The sequence below is a fragment of the Photobacterium sp. GB-1 genome, assembly GCF_003026165.1.
Lineage (GTDB): Bacteria > Pseudomonadota > Gammaproteobacteria > Enterobacterales > Vibrionaceae > Photobacterium.
On record NZ_PYOB01000012.1, the window covers coordinates 59,108 to 80,438 of the forward strand.

General features: G+C 38.6%; 17 protein-coding genes. 9 read left to right on the forward strand and 8 right to left on the reverse strand.

The annotated features are described in order from the left end of the window. The first annotated feature begins 28 nt into the window (after window positions 1-28). Window positions 29-1,048, forward strand: a complete 1,020-nt coding sequence (gene galE, locus C9J45_RS12985; protein ID WP_107287877.1) for a UDP-glucose 4-epimerase GalE — start codon at window positions 29-31, stop codon at window positions 1,046-1,048. Window positions 1,049-1,141: 93 nt separating this feature from the next. Here the strand turns inward: galE and C9J45_RS12990 are convergent, their stop codons facing one another. Next, on the reverse strand, window positions 1,142-1,741 hold the full coding sequence (locus C9J45_RS12990; protein WP_107207893.1) for a DUF2238 domain-containing protein: 600 nt from the start codon (window positions 1,739-1,741) through the stop codon (window positions 1,142-1,144). Between the two features lie 223 nt (window positions 1,742-1,964). On the opposite strand from C9J45_RS12990, the gene C9J45_RS12995 reads away from it, so the two are divergent. Then, window positions 1,965-3,305: a DEAD/DEAH box helicase gene (locus tag C9J45_RS12995; RefSeq protein WP_105062160.1), complete on the forward strand. Its 1,341-nt coding sequence runs from the start codon at window positions 1,965-1,967 to the stop codon at window positions 3,303-3,305. A gap of 123 nt (window positions 3,306-3,428) precedes the next feature. On the opposite strand, the gene C9J45_RS13000 is transcribed toward C9J45_RS12995, so the two are convergent. Then, window positions 3,429-3,980: an SPOR domain-containing protein gene (locus C9J45_RS13000; protein ID WP_107207894.1), complete on the reverse strand. Its 552-nt coding sequence runs from the start codon at window positions 3,978-3,980 to the stop codon at window positions 3,429-3,431. Between the two features lie 306 nt (window positions 3,981-4,286). Here C9J45_RS13000 and C9J45_RS13005 point away from each other — a divergent pair, with 306 nt between their 5' ends. From C9J45_RS13005 to C9J45_RS13030, 6 genes are all read left to right on the forward strand, one after another. Beyond that, entirely contained in the window at window positions 4,287-4,667 is a 381-nt protein-coding gene (locus C9J45_RS13005) for a LexA family transcriptional regulator (RefSeq protein WP_107207896.1), read from the forward strand. Window positions 4,668-4,680: 13 nt separating this feature from the next. Next, window positions 4,681-5,991 (forward strand): Y-family DNA polymerase, encoded by a 1,311-nt coding sequence (locus tag C9J45_RS13010; RefSeq protein WP_107292627.1) that lies wholly within the window; start codon window positions 4,681-4,683, stop codon window positions 5,989-5,991. Between the two features lie 111 nt (window positions 5,992-6,102). After that, complete coding sequence (locus tag C9J45_RS13015) at window positions 6,103-7,473, forward strand: histidine-type phosphatase (RefSeq protein ID WP_107292628.1); 1,371 nt, start codon at window positions 6,103-6,105, stop codon at window positions 7,471-7,473. Window positions 7,474-7,649: 176 nt separating this feature from the next. Continuing rightward, window positions 7,650-7,880 carry a hypothetical protein gene (locus C9J45_RS13020; RefSeq protein WP_107207901.1) on the forward strand — a complete coding sequence of 77 codons (231 nt, stop codon included), beginning with the start codon at window positions 7,650-7,652 and terminating at the stop codon, window positions 7,878-7,880. A 256-nt stretch (window positions 7,881-8,136) separates the two neighbouring features. Then, window positions 8,137-8,979, forward strand: a complete 843-nt coding sequence (locus tag C9J45_RS13025) for a tetratricopeptide repeat protein (protein ID WP_107207902.1) — start codon at window positions 8,137-8,139, stop codon at window positions 8,977-8,979. A 159-nt stretch (window positions 8,980-9,138) separates the two neighbouring features. After that, window positions 9,139-9,744, forward strand: a complete 606-nt coding sequence (locus C9J45_RS13030) for a sugar O-acetyltransferase (protein ID WP_107207903.1) — start codon at window positions 9,139-9,141, stop codon at window positions 9,742-9,744. Window positions 9,745-9,824: 80 nt separating this feature from the next. Here C9J45_RS13030 and C9J45_RS13035 read toward each other — a convergent pair whose 3' ends face one another. The 5 genes from C9J45_RS13035 to C9J45_RS13055 all read right to left on the reverse strand — a co-directional run bounded on the left by C9J45_RS13035 (window position 9,825) and on the right by C9J45_RS13055 (window position 16,266). Then, window positions 9,825-10,775 carry a YeiH family protein gene (locus C9J45_RS13035; RefSeq protein WP_107207904.1) on the reverse strand — a complete coding sequence of 317 codons (951 nt, stop codon included), beginning with the start codon at window positions 10,773-10,775 and terminating at the stop codon, window positions 9,825-9,827. 115 nt (window positions 10,776-10,890) lie between these two features. Further along, window positions 10,891-11,232 carry a YdbL family protein gene (locus C9J45_RS13040; protein WP_107247434.1) on the reverse strand — a complete coding sequence of 114 codons (342 nt, stop codon included), beginning with the start codon at window positions 11,230-11,232 and terminating at the stop codon, window positions 10,891-10,893. Further along, the gene (locus C9J45_RS21775; protein WP_233217752.1) at window positions 11,213-11,470 is read right to left on the reverse strand and encodes a YnbE family lipoprotein; all 258 of its coding nucleotides are present in this window, start codon (window positions 11,468-11,470) and stop codon (window positions 11,213-11,215) included. Before C9J45_RS21775 ends, C9J45_RS13040 begins: the two co-directional genes overlap by 20 nt. A 17-nt stretch (window positions 11,471-11,487) precedes the next feature. Then, window positions 11,488-15,228, reverse strand: coding sequence for a YdbH domain-containing protein (locus C9J45_RS13050; protein WP_107292629.1), 3,741 nt, complete (start codon window positions 15,226-15,228; stop codon window positions 11,488-11,490). Window positions 15,229-15,408: 180 nt separating this feature from the next. Further along, complete coding sequence (locus C9J45_RS13055; RefSeq protein ID WP_107292630.1) at window positions 15,409-16,266, reverse strand: DUF4344 domain-containing metallopeptidase; 858 nt, start codon at window positions 16,264-16,266, stop codon at window positions 15,409-15,411. 273 nt (window positions 16,267-16,539) lie between these two features. On the opposite strand from C9J45_RS13055, the gene C9J45_RS13060 reads away from it, so the two are divergent. After that, entirely contained in the window at window positions 16,540-18,489 is a 1,950-nt protein-coding gene (locus tag C9J45_RS13060) for a CHASE3 domain-containing protein (protein ID WP_107207911.1), read from the forward strand. 76 nt (window positions 18,490-18,565) lie between these two features. Here C9J45_RS13060 and C9J45_RS13065 read toward each other — a convergent pair whose 3' ends face one another. Beyond that, the gene (locus C9J45_RS13065; protein WP_107261299.1) at window positions 18,566-21,304 is read right to left on the reverse strand and encodes a bifunctional acetate--CoA ligase family protein/GNAT family N-acetyltransferase; all 2,739 of its coding nucleotides are present in this window, start codon (window positions 21,302-21,304) and stop codon (window positions 18,566-18,568) included. Window positions 21,305-21,331: the final 27 nt, after the last annotated feature.

A 21,331-nucleotide genomic window follows, 5' to 3' on the forward strand; every position in this document is an offset into this window, starting at 1 on the left:
GCCTCTATTTTAAGGATTAGGAGACACTATGCGTGTTTTAGTTACTGGTGGCATGGGATATATCGGCAGTCATACTTGTGTACAAATGATTGAAGCAGGTATGACACCAATTATTGTCGATAATTTGTATAACAGTAAAGAAACAGTATTGGGTCGTATTGAAAACCTAACTGGCGTTAAACCTACTTTTTATCAAGGGGATATTCGCGATCGTGCTTTTTTAGATAAAGTTTTCGCTGAAAATGAAATTGATGCTGTTATCCATTTTGCGGGTTTAAAAGCAGTGGGTGAGTCAGTAGAGAAGCCTCTTGAATACTACGATAATAATGTTCATGGCACATTAGTGCTTGTTGAAGCTATGCGTGCGGCTGGTGTGAATGCATTGATCTTTAGTTCATCAGCAACGGTTTATGGCGATCCCGCTTCTGTACCAATTACAGAAGACTTTCCAACCAGTGCGACCAACCCTTATGGCCGTAGTAAGTTAATGGTTGAAGAGTGTTTGGCCGATATTCAACACGCTCATCCAGAAATGAGCATTACGTTACTGCGTTACTTTAATCCTGTTGGTTCGCACAAATCAGGCACTATGGGTGAAGATCCACAAGGTATCCCGAATAACTTGATGCCATTTATTTCTCAAGTTGCAGTTGGCCGCCGTGAATTCCTATCTGTGTTTGGCAATGACTATCCAACGATTGATGGCACTGGCGTTCGTGATTACATTCATGTCGTTGATCTTGCTGATGGTCACTTAGCAGCACTGAACCATAAAGGCTCTGAAGCAGGTTTACACATTTATAACTTAGGTACAGGTAAAGGTAACAGCGTACTGCAAATGGTTGATGCATTCTCTAATGCTTCAGGTGTGGAAGTGGCTTACCGCATTGCAGCGCGTCGTCCTGGTGATATTGCTGAATGTTGGGCCGATCCTGCAAAAGCAAAAGCAGAGTTACATTGGGAAGCGAAATTAACCTTAGATGATATGACACAAGATACTTGGCGCTGGCAGTCGACTAACCCAAATGGTTATCCAGACTCTGAATAATTAGCGTTAGCACTGAATTACGAATAATCAAAAGGCGCTCACTTTATATTGAAGTGAGCGCCTTTTTGATATGAGCATTTAACAGCAGATGTTTTAACCTTCGGTTTGCTTATAGGTTTTAAAAATAAAGAATAAGATCAAACTAAACACGGCACCTAAGGTGTCAGCTAACATATCTTTCTGAGCATCCCAAATATCTCCTTGAGAGCCTAAGAATTCAATGCCTGCTTCACCACCAGCACTTGCAGCGTACCACCATTCAATGATCTCATAACCAGCAGCAATCGCCATGACAGCAAATAAACCAAATAAACCGGCAATAAGCGGCTTACAATGGTCTTTTCTCACTAAATATTCAGCGATAGGGAAAGCATAAAAGCCAATTGAAAAGTGGGCAAGACGATCAAAATTATTACGTCGGGAACCAATTAAATCATTAAACCAATCAAATGGGACATTCGCAAAGGTATAGTGAGCGCCGATATTGTGTAGTACTAACCATACTGCCATTAAAGCGTAAGCAAGGTTACTAAAACGATAGTAACGGAAAGTGAAAATGAGTATTCCAAAAATAATAATCAGCGGAATGGCTTCTGCTATCCATACTTCTCTAAAAGCAGGGTTTATTCCTAAAATGATGAAAAAGAGGGTATAGGAAACGGCTAACCATAATGGGAATTTATTTTCTGACATCATACATCCTTATTGAATAAATCTTCGCTAGATTAGACTAAATGCTCATTGCTTTCCAATTCGCTTTTATCTGCCGCTTTATGAGAAAATGAAAAAGGTAAATATGCTTTCTTAATCAGAACTTGTGTTATAATCAACGGCTAATGTTTTTCACGTTATTGTGATATTCATCATAGTTAACTGTAAACTCTATCCAAAGAGTTGTTTTTACCGGAGCGTCATTTTGCATTTTAAAGATCTTGGATTAGACCCACGCCTACTGAAAAAAATCAATCATTTGGCGTTTGATCGAGCAACCGAAATTCAGCAAACAGCTATTCCTGTTGCTATCGCAGGCAAAGATATCTTAGCCTCATCGAAAACGGGTTCCGGTAAAACATTGGCGTTTTTGCTTCCTGCAATGCAACGTATGTATCGTAGTAAGCCGTTTACACGCCGTGATCCTCGAGTATTGATCCTGACACCAACGCGTGAATTGGCTAAACAGGTTTTTGCGCAATTACGTACATTAAATGCAGGTACACCTTATGACGGTACCTTGATTGTTGGTGGTGAAAACTTTAATGATCAAGTTAAAGCACTTCGTAATGACCCTATGTTTGTTGTTGCAACACCGGGTCGTTTAGCTGATCACCTAGAGCACCGTAGTACGCACCTTGACGGTTTAGAAATGCTAATCCTTGATGAAGCAGACCGTATGCTTGATTTAGGTTTTGAAGCACAACTTCGTCGTATTAACGAAGCGGCTAACCACCGTCGTCGTCAAACCTTAATGTTCTCTGCAACGTTAGACCATTCAGATGTCGTAGAAATTGCATCTGAAATGCTTGATAACCCCAAGCGTATTTCGATTGGCCACTCAGCAGAAGAGCATAAAGATATTACACAACGCTTTATTCTTTGTGATCACTTAGATCATAAACAAGCGTTACTGGATAAAATCTTAGAAACCCAAGATTACAAACAAGTTATCATCTTTACTGCAACCCGTGCTGATACTGATCGTTTAACCGCTGAACTAAACGAGCGCAAGCTAAAAGCCGTTGCACTAAGTGGCAGCTTAAACCAGAACCAGCGTAATAGCATCATGAGCCAATTTGAGCGCACATGTCATAAGATCCTTGTTACAACGGATATTGCTTCTCGTGGTTTAGATATAGATAACGTATCACTGGTTATTAACTTCGATATGCCTAAACATGCGGAAGAATATGTCCACCGTGTAGGTCGTACAGGCCGTGCGGGTAACAAAGGTGATGCTGTATCACTGGTTGGCCCTAAAGACTGGAAGAGCTTTAAAAACGTTGAAGCATTCTTAAAGCAGAAGATTGAATTTACCACTATCGAAGGTTTAGAAGGTAAGTTTAAAGGGTTGAAACCTGCGCCTAAGAAGAAGTTTATTAAGAAGAAACCAACAGGCGATAAAGTGGTTGCTCAGAAGCAGCAAGCTCCACGTGCTAAGAAGAAAGTGGATAAACGTTTTTACGAAAACCAAGCGGTGGGTAACGACGTATTTATGCCGAAGAAAAAGCGCAATACAGACGTGAGTAAAGATGGCGAATAAGCTCTCTATTTAATCACTGCAAAAAAGCCAGAGTATGACTCTGGTTTTTTATTTATGTTAAAAAATATAGACGATAAAAAACCAGCCTAAGTGCTGGTTTTTTATTGCGTAATCAAAGGTTGATTAACGTAGTTGGTATACCTGACCTTCTTTGTCAGCTTTCACCTTGGCAAAGCTTAATGGGAATGGTCCTTGTGCTTGAACAGATGCAGGTAGACTGTGAATAGCTTGGCGAGCTTCATCTTTTGTTGCAAAGTTACCATAAATGACAGCGTACCAGTTACGGCCGTCGACATGTTTCCAGTTAACCCAAATTGGCTCATTACCTGTAATTGGCTGTAGGTAACCACGTAAATTACGCTCTTCACTTAGTGCTAAGATTTGTACTGTGTAACGAGAAGGAGAAATATCACCAAATGCTTGGTCGTTAGTCATTGATGTCTCATCTTCAAGGTGCGCATTATTGTTGTTGATATAATCGCTATCAATCACTGGCGGTGGCGTTACTGTTGTTTCAGGAACGACAGTATGAGTTGGTTTTTCACACTGAAAATTAGCACCATCAATTTTTGATGGCATAAGGTAACCTGAATCGCATGGGCTGTCAGAAGATGCACAACCAGATAAAGCTAATAGGCCTAAAAGAGTAACTGCCTTACGAGTCAGTAACGTCATATGTGTCTCCATAATCTTTGAGAGTAGATACTATATCGACGAAAGCCTAGAAATAGGCGTCAATATTCAGTATCGGATTTTATTAAATTCATTGTATCCAATAAAGGTATATTCTCCGCATTAAAATAGTATAAAAAACGCTGTTTGATGATTTTTCATTCGATTAAAATACTGATTTACTGGTTTTTAATATGTTTCATGAATAATGGATTTTTGCAGTAAGAGAAAAAACAATAAAAAAAGTGACCTTACAGTACCAATCGTATTAAACTGTATAAATGTACAGTAGTGTTTTTGGTCTGTTTAATGACAGCATATCCGTATTTTATTGAATCAGTGATGTGTGGTTTTCCATCTCCCGCTGATGGACATCAAGAGAGTTTAGATCTTGATGAGTATTTGATCCGCCATCCTAATGCGACTTTCTTTTTGCGTGCATCCGGTGAGTCCATGATTGGCGCTGGAATTTTTGATGGTGATTTGCTGGTGGTTGATCGGGCTGAAAAGGTGATCCCTGGGCGAATAGTTATTGCACGCATATATGATGAATTTACCTGTAAACGTTTAATTCGTTTAAATGATGCTTGGTGGTTAAAAGCAGAAAATCCAGCCATGAAATCATTTCCTCTACCTCAAGATGCTGAAATTTTTGGTGTCGTGACCCGTAATATTCACAATTTACTTTAATGCTGTATTTGAAATGACAATATCTGAAATTATTACAGGTAAACACGATCAAGTGTGGGCATTGGTAGACGCCAAGAGTTTCTATTGTTCTTGTGAACAGTTGTTTGATCCAACGTTAGTGAATAAGCCCTTAGTGGTACTTTCAAATAACGATGGTTGTTGTGTCGCTCTTTCTGATCAAGCGAAAGCACTGGGCATTCAACGTGGTGCGCCATGGTTTAAAGTTGAACGAGATGTCCGTATGAAAGGCGTTCAGGTACGTAGTTCAAATTACAACTTATATGCCGATATGAGTCGTCGTTTTATTGAAGAGCTCTCTAAATTTTCTCCGTGTGTTGAACAATATTCAATAGATGAAGCCTTTGTTCGTCTTGATGGTTTCAAGTTAGATCAATTACAAGATTATGGTCGCGAAATTAAAGACACTATTTATAAAAATATTGGATTACCTGTTCGTGTAGGGATTGGTGCTACAGCAACCTTGGCTAAATTGGGCAATCATGCAGCCAAAGTGTATGAGCGACAGGTGAATGGTGTCATTCAAATTGACAGTGATTATAAAAGAGAATGGTTATTAGCCCGTACAGATATTCAAAATATTTGGGGAATAGGGGCAAAAACGGCAACGAAGTTACGTACATTAGGTATTGATAATGCATTACAACTATCTCAAAAGAGCGCGCCAGAAATGCGGCGAGTATGGAATGTCGTTCTTGCACGAACAATAATGGAATTGCAAGGTGTCGCGTGCATTGCGCCTGGGGATATTGATGAAACCCGAAAACAAATTTTATCGAGTCGAAGTTTTGGGCAAGGCATTACCGAGTTTGAAGAGTTAAAATCTGCTTTGGCTTTTCATTGTCAACGAGCGGGAGAAAAACTACGAAAACAAAGAAGCCAAGCCAATATTGTTGGTGTGTTCTTACGTACTAATCGCTATAAACAACTCCCACAGCGAAACCGTAGTAGCGCAGTGGCACTTATGTGCCCAAGCCAAGATAACTATAAGTTTATTGAATCCGCAATACAGCAGCTAAAACAGCTCTATAAAGAAGGCTATGAGTATCAAAAAGTTGGTGTGATATTAGATGAACTGACGCCAGCTGAAAACAATAGTTTTCAATTAGATATGTTTGATACCAGTGCTTATGATGAATCTAAACGTCGAGAGTTAATGGCAATCACAGATATGATGAATGCGAAGTTTAAAAATGGAATTAAACCCGCCTCTGTTATTGCAACTTCCAACTGGCATATGAAGCAAGCACATCGTTCTAACCGTTGGACTACACGACTTGATGAATTACCGATTGCGAAATGTTAAACCTCTGTCGCGGCGAATAGTTTTAAGTTGACAAAAGCCTGACCTAAATGAAGATAAGTTGTCACATAACTCGCTTAATCTCGCGTTTTTACACGAATATTAAGGTTTTATATGCGTTATCTTGCTTTGTGTTGTGCTCTGGGCGTTATCGGGATCACAGCTTGTCATTCAGATGATAAACCCGATCCCGTTACTGAGTATCAATTTGGTACAAAAACAACTTATGCGCCACAGCAGAAACTCGGTAGTTACCAACAAGCACCGCAAGGTTATGAGTTAGTTTATTCTGAGTTGGTCTCTCGTCATGGTTCCCGTGCACTTTCCAGTTTTAAATATGACGATATTTCAATGCAAGTTTGGCGTGAGGCACAAAAGCAAGGTGCGCTTACTCCATTAGGTGAAAAGCTCGGTGCTGAAATCGAACGTATGACTGCAGCTAACGAAGCGTTAGGTTACGGTAATTTATCCGGTTTAGGTCATGATGAATTGTTGGCGATTGGTAAGCGTGCAGCACAGCGCAATCATTCTTTGGTTGATCAAGCAATAGAAAATCAACGTCATGTTGTGGTGGAATATTCAGGTAAAGATCGCGCACTGGCAAGTGCCAATGCTTTTACTGAAGGTTTGACAGAAAATAACCAAGATCTCGCCGATTTACTGTTAGAACCAAAAGTTAACAAAGCGCAGTTGTATTTCCATAAAGAAAACAAAGAATACAATGACTATGTTGATCACGACGCTGCATTAAGAGCGGCTATTGATCGTTTATTCGATAGCGAGAAATCTCATCAAGTAGCACAAGCAGTATTAGAAAGTCTCTATAGTCCTGAGTTTGTACAACAAATAGTAAATGGTGAACTGAAGTTTTATTCAACAGAAGAGCCTGATGAGTTATTGGCAGAAAATGAAGTCGATGCAGTAATACATTTGTTTAACCTCTACTTAATTGCGCCAGGTATGGCACAAGAAGCAGGTGAAGAGCCTTGGCACTTTGAGCAATTCTTTACTCCAGAAGAAACTCAATGGTTAAGCTATGTATTAGATGGTGAAGATTTTTATGAAAAAGGCCCAAGCTTTAACAATACTGATATTACTTACAAGATGGCATCGGTATTGGTTGATGACTTTTTCAATGAAATCGAAAAAATTAAACAAGGTAATGAGCAGGCGGCACTAAAGGTACGTTTTGCCCATGCTGAAACTATTATGCCTTTTGCTGCCAATATGCAATTGAAAGGTAGTGAAGAGGGTGTTGATCCTCAAACGACCTTTAGCTACGACAACAATGATTGGCACGGTAAATGGGTAGCACCTTATAGCAGTAATATTCAGTGGGATGTGTATCGTGGTGAAGCTGATGATTTGCTTGTGAAAATGCTTTATAACGAGAAAGAAATTGGCTTTAAATCATCATGTCACCCTATTGAGGCTGGGAGCTATTTCTATCGCTTTAGTGAATTAAAGCGTTGCTATAAGCAATAATCGCTAACCGAGTTGATGCTCTATCTGTATCGTAAGAGCCAAATAGTATGTTCGCTTTTTAATACTCACATTTAATAACGAGTATTTGATAGACTATTTTACTCTATCAAATACTCAATCGATATTTTTCAACCTTCATCACTCTATTACTATTAATCAGCAGATAGGAGTGAAGTATGAAAAAATGGTTAGATAAAAATAATGATAAAAAGCTTAGAATTACAGCGGCATTGATTGCGATTGGGCTAATAGTTGCTTCGCTAATGACATCAGGATTAATCAGTGCAATTTGCGATTTAATCGCCTTTGTTATTCTTATTACAGTGGTATGGCTTAAAGTTGATGAGAGTAAACATCACGCAATTCAAACTGTATCTAGATCTGATCGGGTTGAAATTGAACCATAATACTGTGAGTTCGTAATGTTGATTTATTGATAACCTCTATTTAGTTTTTTAATAGGGGATTTACATTTTAGAAGAGTAAATGGTCTTATTTCAATCATTACAAAACTAGAAAGTGATGATTAATTATTCGATATATTTCTATTAAACTGCTTATATACCTATTTTTCAGCAATTTACCTTCACTTTTTGCTATTTAGTCCCTCCATTTGCTATGGTTTCAGAAGTTGTACTGTTTACCTATGTAAAAGGAATACTTATGCGCTTGCTTATAGGGCTATTAGTTTCTCTACTTCTCTGTTTTTCTGTACAGGCAAGTGAAAAAAAATACTCAGAAACGGACATGTTAGAAAAGCCGTTCATGGAACGTTATATTCTTGATGAATTGAAAGATTTACGTGAATCACAGCAAGATCTTGAACGTCGAATGGTGATAGAAATTACCGATCGCGAATTATCAGTTGCCGATAAGTCATTAAATTATGCGAATGTCACCGTCACTTACTTTTTCTACATTATTGCAGGTGTCGCATCTCTTATCGCTTTTGTTGGCTGGCAGTCTCTTCGAGAGTTTAAAAGTAACACCACTGAAATGGCGGATAAACGATTAGAGAAGATTGCCCAAGAATATGAGAAGAAGTTCTTGGCGCTTGAACGAGATTTAAAACGTAAAACACGCATTATTAGTGAAAATAATAAAGAAATTGAGAAAATTAACGAAATTCATAACCTTTGGTTACGTGCGCAAAGTTCTCAAACACCAGAACAACGTATTGGCGTGTATGACGAAATTTTACTTATTCGCCCCGGTGATCTTGAAGCGTTAACCTATAAAGCAGATGCGGCAATGGAAATTAAGGAATACCATTGGGCGCTGAGCTTATGTAATCGAGTGTTGGAGGTGGATGACACCAATGGTCCAGCACTTTATCAGCGTGCTTGTGCTTATTCTCGATTAGGGATTGAAGAGCAAGCGATTGAAGATCTAGAGCGTGCGATTATTGCAAGCCCATCTATTCGTGATTTAATTGCGGATGAGCCTGATCTTGATATTCTTCATGGTAACGGCCGTTTTGACTTGTTGTTATATTCACCTGAATAAACAAAATTGTATTTATCCTTTTTAATTAAGATCTCTATCACGAAGCGGCAAAATGATAGCCGCTTTTTTATTTATCCGTGTTTCTTGTTATATAAAATAGCCGCGCCATCAGATACTTTATTTATTATATTGAAATGTCTATTGGTATTAGAGGCAAGGATGAGCAGCAAACTATCAGATTTCTCCGTACATTTACCCATCAACCCAGAACTTGTCCAATTTCAGCAAAGTGTTAAAGAAAAGCTGTATGACTTTAACCATGCTCGACCATCAGAAGACGAAAAATATCATCGCATCCTGTCTGAGTTATTGGGTTCGGTAAATGGCGTTACTATTCTTCCGCCATTTTATTGTGATATGGGAAAGAATATACATTTCAAACGTGGTGGTTTTCTTAATGCAGGCGTTAAAATTTTAGATATTGCTCCAGTGATGCTTGGAGAGTTCGTTCAAATTGGACCGAATGTGGTTATTAGTACAGCAGGGCATCCATTAGATATTGCTGAAAGAGTCTTACCTATTGCCGCTGCTAATCCTATCACTATTGGTGATAATGTATGGATAGGAGCCGGAGCCATAATATTAGACGGGGTTACTATTGGTGATAGAAGTGTCATTGGCGCAGGTAGTATTGTAACGAAAAATATTCCTGCAGACTCTGTTGCTGTAGGTAATCCCTGTCGAGTAGTAAAAAAAATCGAGCATAGTGCTATACCATCAGAAGCAGAATTAGAAGAGATGTGGCGTCCAATTATGGAAATGTAATACTCAAGGCTGCTAACCAGCGTATAAAAACAAAGAGCCAGACATATAGTCTGGCTCTTTGTTTAGACAATAGCGAAAAGTTAAGGGATAAACATTTCGATATAGATTAATGAGGATATACCAATAGCAAGCCAGAGTAGCACACCTAATAACATTGGTTTTGGACCCGCATTTCTCAGCTTATTAACAGTGATCCCAGAGCCGATTAAGAATAGACACACCACCAGCAAACGTTTAGAAGCTGTAAATATCACATCGTAAACAGATTGAAATTGCGGTAAAAAGTGCGCAATTAAAATAGCAACACAATATAAAACGATAAAGTAAGGTACCGCGATTTTCTTGCTGTTCCCTTTAAAAATTAAAGCACTGATAAAAGCGACAGGGATGATCCATAATGCACGCGCTAACTTTAACGTTGTTGCTGTTTTTAAGGCTTCATCCCCGTAAGAACCAGCTGCACCGACAACAGATGAAGTGTCGTGAATGGCAATCGCTGCCCATGTTCCGAAAGCGTGCTGGCTCATGTCCAATAAATGACCAATAGCCGGGAATACAAAAAGTGCGACAGCGTTTAAGACAAATACCGTTGCTAAGGCAAGTGATGTTTGCTCATCTTTTGCATTAATAGCAGGGGAAACCGCTGCAATAGCGCTACCACCACAAATTGCAGTACCAGAGGCAATTAAATGACCGGTTTTCTTATCTAGTGATAAAAAGTGAGTAGCAATCCAGCCTAGAAGTAGCGTAAAGAAAATAGAGCAAATGATTAAACCTAATCCAGCTTTACTGGCTTCAATTGCCTCATTTAAATGGATACCAAAGCCCAAACCTATAATGGAATAAGATAAAAGTTTTTTGGTTAGGGCAGCGATATTAAATTGTGAAGGGACTAAACCAAAACTGGCAAGAAGAAAACCAAGGATTAAAGCGATTGGCGAACTGATAATAGGCAGTAAACATAATAACGCAGTACAAATAAATATCGCGTCCATTGGTCGTAGACGTTTGAGGTTATCAATGATGGGCATAGTAATAGCGATAAAAATATAATTATAATTAAGAATATTATACGCTGAATACTGAACAGTTTAGAGTTAAATAGACTGAGTGTGGGGTTAAGAAAAACTTAACATAAGTAAGGGTTTATTTTTTAACCCAATCCCCCGTTTTAGTTTGAAAATACTGTCCCGGTAAAGTTTTCTTTACCGCTTTTTCTTGTGCCATGCTACTCACTTCATCTAATGATAGATTATTTTTTTTGCTGATATGCAAGTAGCCTTGTTGGCGTTTGCTATTCACGGAATCAATTAACGCACGTAAAGACGGTGAAGGAGTAGGTTGTACACTGGCCACATACCCATTATTTGCCTCACCAATCAGTCCGTGCTGTTTAGCTTGTTGTAACGTTAATGCATGAGCCACTGACGACAATAGCATTAGCCCAGTCAGTACATTTAGAGCGAATTTAAAATACATCTTTGTCATTGAATAGCTCATTAATTTCACGATCGGCTTTCACATTGATTTCATGCTTAATATTGATGTTAAGGTTAATAACGATCGGCTTTTCTGAAAGTGCAACCTCAACCTTTGGTGTACAGCCACTGATTACAATAATACTCGAAAGGCCTAATAGCAGAAAAGCGGCTTTTACTGCTGAAAAATGACCATCAGAGCGACTCTTATTGTCTTGATTTTGGCAATGTTTGTTATAGGTAATCATATCTGGTAGTTGTCTTCTTATTCTTGAATGCCAAGTTGTTGTTTGATTTGAGCGACTAAATGTGATGAATAAATCAAATCTTTTGAGCGCAATAATTTAGGGATATTGTCATTTAAATTAATGTTTAAGTGGATCGGACGTCCGTTCTGGAAGTCTGGGCTTTGACCTTTGATTTCTGTTATTAATGAAAGGTCGCCATTTTTAGCGTAATCAAAGGTAAGAGCAATACTATTATAATGGTAATTTTCTAAAACCTTTACAATATTGAGCGGACTTGACGCGCCCGCCTCTTTAATTTTTTTATCAAGGCTTGAGCCTTCAATGTAGCGTAATACGCCGCCGGGTGTACGGGTATCGAGCGAAGCGTTACGTATCACAATACTGCCATTATCAAGCGCAATAGGAATAACACCATCTACTTTTCCTGTTAGCTCTATATTGTCTTGATCCGCAATCGCCATTACACGTTTTAAATCAATCCCCGTTACTTTTAAAGGAACTTCTTTAATATTACTCAGGCTAGTGATAGTGAGTGGTGTAATAGTGACATTTCCCCCGTAAAGCTCAGTTGAACCGTGTGCAATATGGTAATACTGTTTTGCGGTATCAAAATCAGCAATAAAACGAGGGTTTGACATCGGAATACCCAGATCAAGATAATCGGCTGAGATTTCCAGCGGTGATTGTGTTTTCACATTAGAATCAATCAGCGCTAATTCTACATTGCTATCAACGTTACCAAAGCGATAACTTTCATACGCACCTGCAATGCCTTTACTTGATAGTTCAATAGAGCCTGTAATTTGTGCATCTTTATTTATATGAATATCGGCACTCGTGGTTAATTGACCATGGTTAATATTTAAATCAATCGGCAATATAGGAATGTAATAGCTTTTGAGATCTTGCTCTGGTGTAAAATCAAATGTGTGACGCTGTAACTTTATGTGAGAGTTCCCAGTGTCAAAGTTAGCGTGTAAATCAATATCTGCAAATAAAGCCTTTCTGCTGTTTTTAAATTGATTGTTGAGGGTTAACTCATTGCCTAATAACTGTACGTGGCCATCACTGTAAATTTTACCCAGTTTTAATTGATTACGTTGAACATTAAATACAATACCGTAATCAGACCTAATGATCAGTGGTTTAAGAATAACGTCACTATCTGTATTGTGGTTTATATTACCTGATGTATCGATGATAGACGCGGTTAAGAAAGCTTCTGGATTATCAATTTCGTTACGTAATGGCGCAGTGAAATGTGATGCTCCCGCACAAACATTCAATTGTGGTAGAGCCGTCGCTGAGTAGACGTTATCTTTAATTAACGCTTCAATACTATATGCGTGACTATGCTTATACGGTGGAGTAGGAATACTTCGCATGACAGGATTGCACACTTTAGATGACGGATCTTTATTTGTACTATCCGCATTAGCCTTCACGTTTTCTAATGACGTGTCATCGTCTAATTTCAAATCTTGGCTAAGATAAAAATTATTAACTTTGATCCCTAGATCTGCGCGATAGCGACTTAATGATGGATGCCTGTTTTCATCTGAATGAGCTCCTTCTTGGCGGTTTACTACAAATTCAGAATTCAGTGATGCCTTTGTTTCTGCTGGTTGGTATATGGTAAATGTACCAATAGTACCTTGTTTATTTTGTGTATAGAGTCCGACTAATGAATCTAACTGGAAGTTAACATTCTTACTTTGGCTCTTTTGAAAGCCAGGAATACTTTGAACATCAACATTATCCATTGAAATATTATTCTTAGCCATTTTTGCGACTAAGAGGTTGTTAGCCCATGTTGCCACCATGTTGGTGCGAAAATTGAAGTTTTTAATCAAACTATTAGGCATGGGATAAATCTTATCGGCTTTAGCTTCAATCTCTGCATTAATATGACATTGCAAATTAGGGTAAAGACAGCTGAGATCTTTAAAATTTAGTTTGATAGCCGATTGCGTTTTTTTATTAACAAAACTAATTTTTTTACTGTCATCTTTCAAATTGACACGTAGTAGCTTGTCGTAGAAATTCACGTTAAATTCGATTTTGCCATCACTGATCATTTTAACATCGGCAAGTTGTTTGTTTTTACGTTGTTCTGCGTGCTCACCATTAAATTTTTTGAATAAGCCTGCTGGGAGAGCGTACTTGTTTAAGGCGATCTCAAAAGATTCAGGTAATTCAAATCCTACATCATAATAAGCGGTAGCAAGTTTGTTGTTAAGCAGCATGCTTTTATTCTTAGGCGCATCAATAGGAGCTGATGTTTGTTTAGCCCAAAAGCGCAGTGGTCCATTGATCTTTGCGTTAGGCAGTTCAGTTAGGCCTAGACGATCTGTAAATTCTTTGGTGTCTTTGAAGTTAGCATTACAATTGAAGTAAGTAGGTAATGGCTGTTTAAAGAGGATTTTAGATTCACAGTAAAGGTTGTTACCGTCACTACGTGTTAGGTGGGTATTAACCCATGCATCAATTTTAGTTAAGTGACGAACTGTCACATCAAGATCGTAGGGATTAGGCGCAAGTGCTTTACCACGAACAATAAATTTCGCTTTTGTTCGCGCTTCTTCTGTGACGTTAAGATCTTTTGCTTGTTGTTTCGCTTGATCTATTGCCTTTTTTCTATCAATTTGTTTCTGTGTCGCCAGTTTTTTAGCTGTTTTCTTTTTATGCTTTTTTTGTTCAGTCTTACCTTCTGTATTTGCGAGTGGTGTTTCTAAAACCACCTTCGCATCTAAAATTAAATCACCGTAAGTAAAAGATTTCACTTTAAATTTGTGCATCGGCAATTGCGCAAGGTTGGCAATGGTTTGTCCTAAGTGGTAGCCCTTATTATTAATATCGGCACGCTCAACAAATTGCGGCAAATATTTAGGTTCTTCAATATGAAATTTATCAGTGGTTAACACCATAGAGTCTATTGGATCATGGAAATCAATCGCGAAAGCCATTTTCGTGATGATTTGCTTTTCTAAAATTGAATATAAGGTTTCCCACTCTGGAACCAAAGAGCCAATATTAATTTTGAGTGGAGTTGAATCCTTCTTCCAAGCAATAGAAAAATCACCATCGTTAAAAGGTAAACGATAATGAGGAGAGGGATTATAGTCAGGGAAAAACAGGGTTATCACACCGTGCTTTACTGTGCCAGATAATGCAATATCAGGATCACTATTAAAATCTACGTTAACATCTTCTAGTATCTGGATAGCGTTAGGCCACCCACTTACACTGTTAGTATGCAGCGCTGATGCTGTTACTTTTCGCGCATGGGCTGAAAAACGAAAAGGTGTCTTAAAATGCGTAAACTTAAAATCAGCATCCCAAAAGTGAATGTAGTTAAGTTGTACATTGTTCTCTTTAAGCATTGATTTTGCTGCAGGAGGAAGTACCAGTTTCGTTTTTGTTGCCACTATATGATACGACACTTCTCCACTGGTTTTATCGAGACGTCGTTGAAGAGATAAATTGTTAAACTCTAATTTTGTATCATTAATACTGACAGAGATTTTCTTGGCAGAAAGACCATGTTTGAAATGTAACCCTGAAACGCTGTTAAGGTGGATCCCTTTACTGTTCAGCCAGATAGAAAGTACGACAGGCGGAAGCGTTGTGAAAAGTAAAATCGTCCAAAATAGAAAGCGACGGAATCGCTTAGGCTGCGAAACCGCATTAGTATGATCATTCTTACTTATATCTGAGTTTGTTTCTGCTTTATTATCTTTTTGACTGCCATTCGACATAGAATACAAACTCATCCGTAAAAGTGTAACAACACAATGTAAATCGTTATCATGTTATTGATATTAAAGATTATAGCCCTATAGTAAAGTGATTGTTTTTTGCTTTGTCATATTTGGGTTATTTATAGCTTTAAATATTGATTTGCAATGAATATATCATTCATATCAGCTTGCTTATCGTTATTCGGCAAGATAATGCAACCAGCCTTGATTAATGACAGAAAAATATTCAGGACAACGATCTTTTTGCTGTTGGCGTTCAGAGACGGGTAACTCATCGAATATACGTTGATAACGGTTAGGGTTACTACCATACACTAAACATAAAATATTATAGTAACGCTGCAAGTCTAAACTGTGCTCGCTGACAAAATCCGCGTCATCAAAACTGTCTATATCCAGATCTTCTAACGCAAATAAATCGGCGGAGTTCATCGCTATTTCATCTCCTCTTGCGATATCGTTAAGTAATAGGATAGTCGCAAAGTTATCAATGGAATCTTCCTCTTTGCCTAAAATGGGTATTGCTCTATCAAGAATATAAGCATGACCAATTTCATGTAGTAGGGTATGTAATAATGCATCTTCTGTTGCTTGATTTAACTCTCGTTGATTGTTGATCAAGCCTTTATTTTTAAAACGTTTACGGACTTCAATGACAAATTGATAGGGAATGTGGATCGAATTTTTCTCAGGATCGAACAGTGGGCCATCTTTAGAACCGAACACAACCTGTAAACTGGGTGAGAAAATAAAACGACGTTGGCTAAGTTGTTTGATGGTGTCGAGTACAGGAGATTGTTCTATAAATTGTTCAATTTGTTGCTGTCCAGCTGCTGGTGGTAAAAAGCGATAAGTGATAGTTGGAGCAGGTTCAAGTGCTAATCCGTACTGATCATCAAGAGGAATGTTGGTACCAATATTTTTGGTCGTTCCTGCGTAAGTAAAATGCGATAGAAACAAAAAGCTCATGATAGTGGTGAGTAAATATAAATAATGACGTGTTTTATATCCCTCAGTGTGTAGATAGTTATACACAGTAACACCTCACATAATTCGGATAACTGTCTTTAAAGTGAAAATTATAGTGTATAAGGCATTTTTGTTAGCTAAATATGCTACGGCTTTAAAGATAATTTTATCAATACGTTTGATATTCTCAGTTTTAAAACAAATTACTGTAGTTTATAAATTTAAGTGCAATTAATTGCTTATTCTATATAAGGCTACAAGCTATGGACATTTTGGGTTAACTGAAGTGATCGCCGTCATATCTGCCGTTATTACTCAATAATAAAAGGCTAATACATTATGAATATCTCCAATATTTCAATAAGAAATAAGCTACTAATAAGTAATGGCTTCGTTATTTTTTTACTTGGCGTTTTATTTACCATTGTATGGAATGCAATTAATACAATGGAGCAAACATCCAAAAAAGTAGAACACACATATAAAGTTATCGATCATGCGAATGGGCTTGTTAGTGCGATGATTGATCAAGAAACAGGACTGCGCGGTTTTGCTATTGGTGGACAAACTGAATATTTAGAACCTTATGTGAGTGGTAAAGATAGGTTCAAAAAAGATCTTAATATTGTTAAACAATTGACCAGTGATAATCCAACACAACAACGACGGTTTGATAAAGTCGAGAGTGATGCGATGAACTGGCAAAAGTATGCAGAAAATATCATTAAGCTTCGAAAAGATATTAAAAGTGGTGAGAATGCAGCCATTGAAATCGATGAACTATTAGCTTCTGGAATGGGGAAGAAGCTTATGGATCAGATTCGAGTTGAAGTAAAAGATAGAAAGTTTGGCTATAAAAGCACTGATGTACTCCAAGCGTTAATTAATATGGAAACAGGATTACGTGGTTATATCATTAATAAAGATGAAGCTTACCTTGAGCCGTATTACATCGGTAAGAAAGAGTTAGAAAATATATTTAAATTCAACAAGTTTGAAGATAGAAACGTCAATGCTTGGATTAATAATTATGCTGAGGTTGCAATTAAGCTGATAAAAAATGGGCTTGATTACAAAGTGATGGAAGATTTATACCAAGAGCTTTCAACGAAGCAAGGCAAGATCTACATGGACGAACTGCGTACTAAAGTGAATGATATCATCGTAGTTGAAAAAGACTTAATGCAGCAACGTAAAATATCGGCAGAAAATGCTGCGGATTTAGCAACCAAAGTGATTACTTGGGGGGGAATCATTACAGCGATTCTTGCCTTGATTATTGGCATTATTATTTCGAAAACCATCACTGGACCAATAGGACGAGCGGTTGTTGCCGCAAAAGAGCTCGCTAACGGTAATTTAACGATTCAAATCAAGCCAAATGGTAATAATGAAGTAGGTGTATTACTCACTGCATTGCAAACAACAGCAGATAGCTTAAAACAAATCATTTTAAAAATGAGTAATGCGAGTGATCAACTTGGAAATGCATCAGATAATTTAACCACGATAACGACGCAATCAAGCCAAGGTGTGAAAGAACAACAACATATGACAGATGAAGTGGCAGTGGCGATGAATCAAATGTCTATGTCAGTTCAAGAAGTTGCACAGAATGCCTTTTCAGCCGCTCAATTCGCTAATGAAGCAAATAGGGAAGCGCAATCAGGTATTATCATTGTTAAAGATACAATAGAAGGTATCCATCAACTTGATGAAGAAATAAACCTCACCTCAGTACGGTTAAATCAATTGGTGCAAGAGACTGAAAATATAGGTGGAATTTTAGATGTTATTCGCGGCATCGCAGATCAAACGAATTTGCTGGCTTTAAATGCTGCAATCGAAGCAGCACGGGCTGGCGATCAAGGGCGAGGTTTTGCGGTTGTGGCTGATGAAGTCAGAGAGTTAGCAAAACGCACGCAAGATTCAACGACAGAAATCCAAGTATTAATTGAAAAAGTGCAGCTAGGCACTAACGAACTAGTTGTCAGTATGGATAAGAGTAATAACTTTGTGAAAGAAAGTGTTGTGAATGCGACGAAATCCCGAGATGCGTTTGGGGTGATCAGCGAATCTATTGCCAAGATCAACGATATGAATACACAAAGTGCTAATGCTTCAGAAGAGCAAAGTACAACGACTGAAGAAATAAATAGAAACATGGAAACGGTGAATATGATTTCTCAGCAAAGTGCTCAAAGCGTTAATGAAACCGTTAAATCCACCCAAGAATTATCTGATTTATCATCACAGCTACATTATATAATTCGTCAATTTAAAGTTTAACGTTAGATGTTGAATATAAGCAATAAAATCAAAAAGGCAGCAATTTGATGATTTCATCGAATGGCTGCCTCGGAGCTTAGCTATCTTTTTTGTCAGTAAGTGGAAGTAGCATTTCCACAATGCCATCTTCTAGTTGTACATCAATGCTAAAACCGACTTTCTCTGCAAGATGGATCATCCCGCGATTTGACGGCATCGTCATTCCCGTTAAATATTGCAATCCACGTTGTTTACTGTATCTCACTAACTTGTCCATTAAGATACTGCCAAGTCCTAATCCTTTCATATCAGAGCGTACTAGAATCGCAAACTCGGCATCGTGGTTTTTAGGATCGGATAACGCCCGAGCAACACCTAAAACAACATCTTCTTTCTCATTTGTATCTGGGTTGATATTGGCATTTTGTGCAACGGCAACAAAAGCCATCTCACGGTCGTAGTCTATTTGCGTAAACTTAGCGAGTGCTTCATGGTTTAGCTCGCCGACATCAGAGAAAAAGCGTTTATAAAGATCTTCAACCGAAACCTTAGACATAAAGGTTTTATGTAACGGTTCATCTTCAGGCAAAATAGGGCGCAATAGTAAGGTTTGACCATCTTTGAGCACACAACTTTCTTCGTACTCTTTAGGGTAAGGACGTATCGCAAGGCGTTTTTGTTTATCACCACTGAAAGATTGAATCTCCATTGAGGCATCTAACACAGTGAGATCACTACCGCTAATTAATAATGGATGAATATTAAGGGCTTTGATCTCTGGGCAATCAATGATCAAATGTGAGATCTTAACCAATAAATTACACAAAGCAGGAATGTCTATTTTCTCTAATGCACTGCGCTGTTTGATTTTTCCTGTTTTTAGAGCATCGATCACCATATAACGAGCCAGCGCCATATTTAATGGTGGTATACCTACTGCTGCGTCACGGTGGATATCCCAATGCGCATTATCTTCGCCCATTAAGATCACAGGGCCAAAGATCGGATCATTATGTACATCGATCCGCAATTCCTGTGCCCCTGAACGATCTGCCATACGTTGTACTAACAATCCATCAATACGCGCAGTGGGGTAAAGCATAGTAGCCCTATCAAAGATAGCTTGCGCTGCGGTTTCAACTTCTGCTGCGGTACGTAAATGAAGAACAACGCCATGTATTTCTGATTTATGTCGTATATCAGGAGAGCGTAACTTAACCGCAACGGGATAGCCTATTTGCTCAGCAATATGAACCGCTTCAACAGCATCAAGCGCAATCCATGTTGGTAGAGTATTAAAGCCATAACATTCTAAAATAGGGCGAGCTTCATGCGTTTCTAAATGATGAATATTATTGGTCAGCATGATATTCACTAATTCATGGACTTGATGTGAATTATGATTGTCATAGCCAACAGAAGCCGGTGTTTCCATCAGTTGCTTTTGGTTACGTCGGTATTCGACTAAATGCATGAAAGCGGAGACTGCGCTTTCAGGAGTGCGATAGGCAGGAAACCCTGCTTCTGTAAAGGTTCTTCGTGCTATAGCCGCTTCGTTTTCACCCGCCCAATTAGTCAATATATTAAAACGTTTAGTCCGAGGGTGCTGGTGGAGAGTGTCAACGAGTGCTTCAGCGGTCGCTGTATCGGGCGCAATAGCAGATGGACTGTGCATGATCAATAAGGCATCAAAATCATCACTGTCTAATAAGATCTTAATTGCCTGTTGGTAACGCGTTATATCAGCATCACCAATAATATCAATGGGATTAGAGTGAGACCAAGATGAAGGTAACACAGCAGAAAGCCGATTAATGGTTTCAGGACTGAGTTGGGCAAGTTTTCCACCGCGATCTGAAAGCGCATCGACAGCCATAATTGCAGGCCCGCCGCCATTGGTTAAAATCGCTAAGCGCTCACCTCGTAACGGCACAGAGTGGGCAAGTGTTTCAACCGCAGCAAACAGTTCATGAGTATTGTTTACGCGTAACATACCTGATCGCCTAATCGCAGCGTCATAAACCGCATCTAAGCCAATATCACCACCGGTATGGATATGTGCAGCAGAGCTACCGGCTTGGGTTCGGCCACTTTTTAACACCAGTATTCGGCGGTTACGAGCAGCGGCCCTAGCGGCAGACATAAAACGGCGTGCATCTTTTACCGAATCAATGTAAAGCAAAATCGCTTCTGTTTTAGAATCTTGGCATAAGGTATCTAATAACTCCGCAAAGTTAATATCGCAAGCATCACCGAGTGACAAAAAGGTAGAGAATCCAATACTCTTATTTTTTGCCCAATCTAAAATAGTGGTACAAACAGCCGCCGATTGAGAGATGAAGGCAATATTTCCTTTATTAGCACTTATGGGAGAAAACGATGCGTTCAAGTTTAGCCACGGTAAGATCAATCCCATACTATTAGGGCCGATTAATCGCATTCCATATTCTTTGGCTTTCGCCAACATTTGATCTTCAAGGCTTGGCTGATGGTTTGGCGTAAAAGGGGCGGGGTTTAACTGTGGATTATTCATTCCTGCCGCAAGAATAATAGCAGCTTTAACGCCTTTCTTACCCAGTTGTTCAACGATATCAATATTTAACTCAGCCCGAGTACACACAATAGCTAAATCAGGGACACGCGGTAGGCTAGCAATATCAGGATAAGCGAGAATACCTGCTACCGCATCATATTTTGGTGTGACAGGCATAATAGGACCACGGAATTGATCGGATAAGAGATTCCGAATAACCACATTACCGGCACGCGAAGGGTTATCTGATGCGCCAATAACGGTAATTGATTTTGGTTTGAGCAAACGTCTCATCCCATCCATGATCGATATCCTTTATAGTTAATAGAT

Excerpts from the sequence above, each read along its gene's own strand:
- C9J45_RS13000 (WP_107207894.1), bottom strand. The coding sequence starts at position 3,980 with ATGACGTTACTGACTCGTAAGGCAGTTACTCTTTTAGGCCTATTAGCT.
- C9J45_RS13040 (WP_107247434.1), bottom strand. The coding sequence starts at position 11,232 with ATGACAAAGATGTATTTTAAATTCGCTCTAAATGTACTGACTGGGCTA.
- C9J45_RS13050 (WP_107292629.1), bottom strand. The coding sequence starts at position 15,228 with ATGTCGAATGGCAGTCAAAAAGATAATAAAGCAGAAACAAACTCAGAT.
- C9J45_RS13010 (WP_107292627.1), top strand. The coding sequence starts at position 4,681 with ATGACAATATCTGAAATTATTACAGGTAAACACGATCAAGTGTGGGCA.
- C9J45_RS13020 (WP_107207901.1), top strand. The coding sequence starts at position 7,650 with ATGAAAAAATGGTTAGATAAAAATAATGATAAAAAGCTTAGAATTACA.
- C9J45_RS13035 (WP_107207904.1), bottom strand. The coding sequence starts at position 10,775 with ATGCCCATCATTGATAACCTCAAACGTCTACGACCAATGGACGCGATA.
- C9J45_RS13065 (WP_107261299.1), bottom strand. The coding sequence starts at position 21,304 with ATGGATGGGATGAGACGTTTGCTCAAACCAAAATCAATTACCGTTATT.
- C9J45_RS13030 (WP_107207903.1), top strand. The coding sequence starts at position 9,139 with ATGAGCAGCAAACTATCAGATTTCTCCGTACATTTACCCATCAACCCA.
- C9J45_RS13015 (WP_107292628.1), top strand. The coding sequence starts at position 6,103 with ATGCGTTATCTTGCTTTGTGTTGTGCTCTGGGCGTTATCGGGATCACA.
- C9J45_RS12990 (WP_107207893.1), bottom strand. The coding sequence starts at position 1,741 with ATGTCAGAAAATAAATTCCCATTATGGTTAGCCGTTTCCTATACCCTC.
- galE (WP_107287877.1), top strand. The coding sequence starts at position 29 with ATGCGTGTTTTAGTTACTGGTGGCATGGGATATATCGGCAGTCATACT.
- C9J45_RS13025 (WP_107207902.1), top strand. The coding sequence starts at position 8,137 with ATGCGCTTGCTTATAGGGCTATTAGTTTCTCTACTTCTCTGTTTTTCT.
- C9J45_RS13005 (WP_107207896.1), top strand. The coding sequence starts at position 4,287 with ATGACAGCATATCCGTATTTTATTGAATCAGTGATGTGTGGTTTTCCA.
- C9J45_RS13060 (WP_107207911.1), top strand. The coding sequence starts at position 16,540 with ATGAATATCTCCAATATTTCAATAAGAAATAAGCTACTAATAAGTAAT.
- C9J45_RS21775 (WP_233217752.1), bottom strand. The coding sequence starts at position 11,470 with ATGATTACCTATAACAAACATTGCCAAAATCAAGACAATAAGAGTCGC.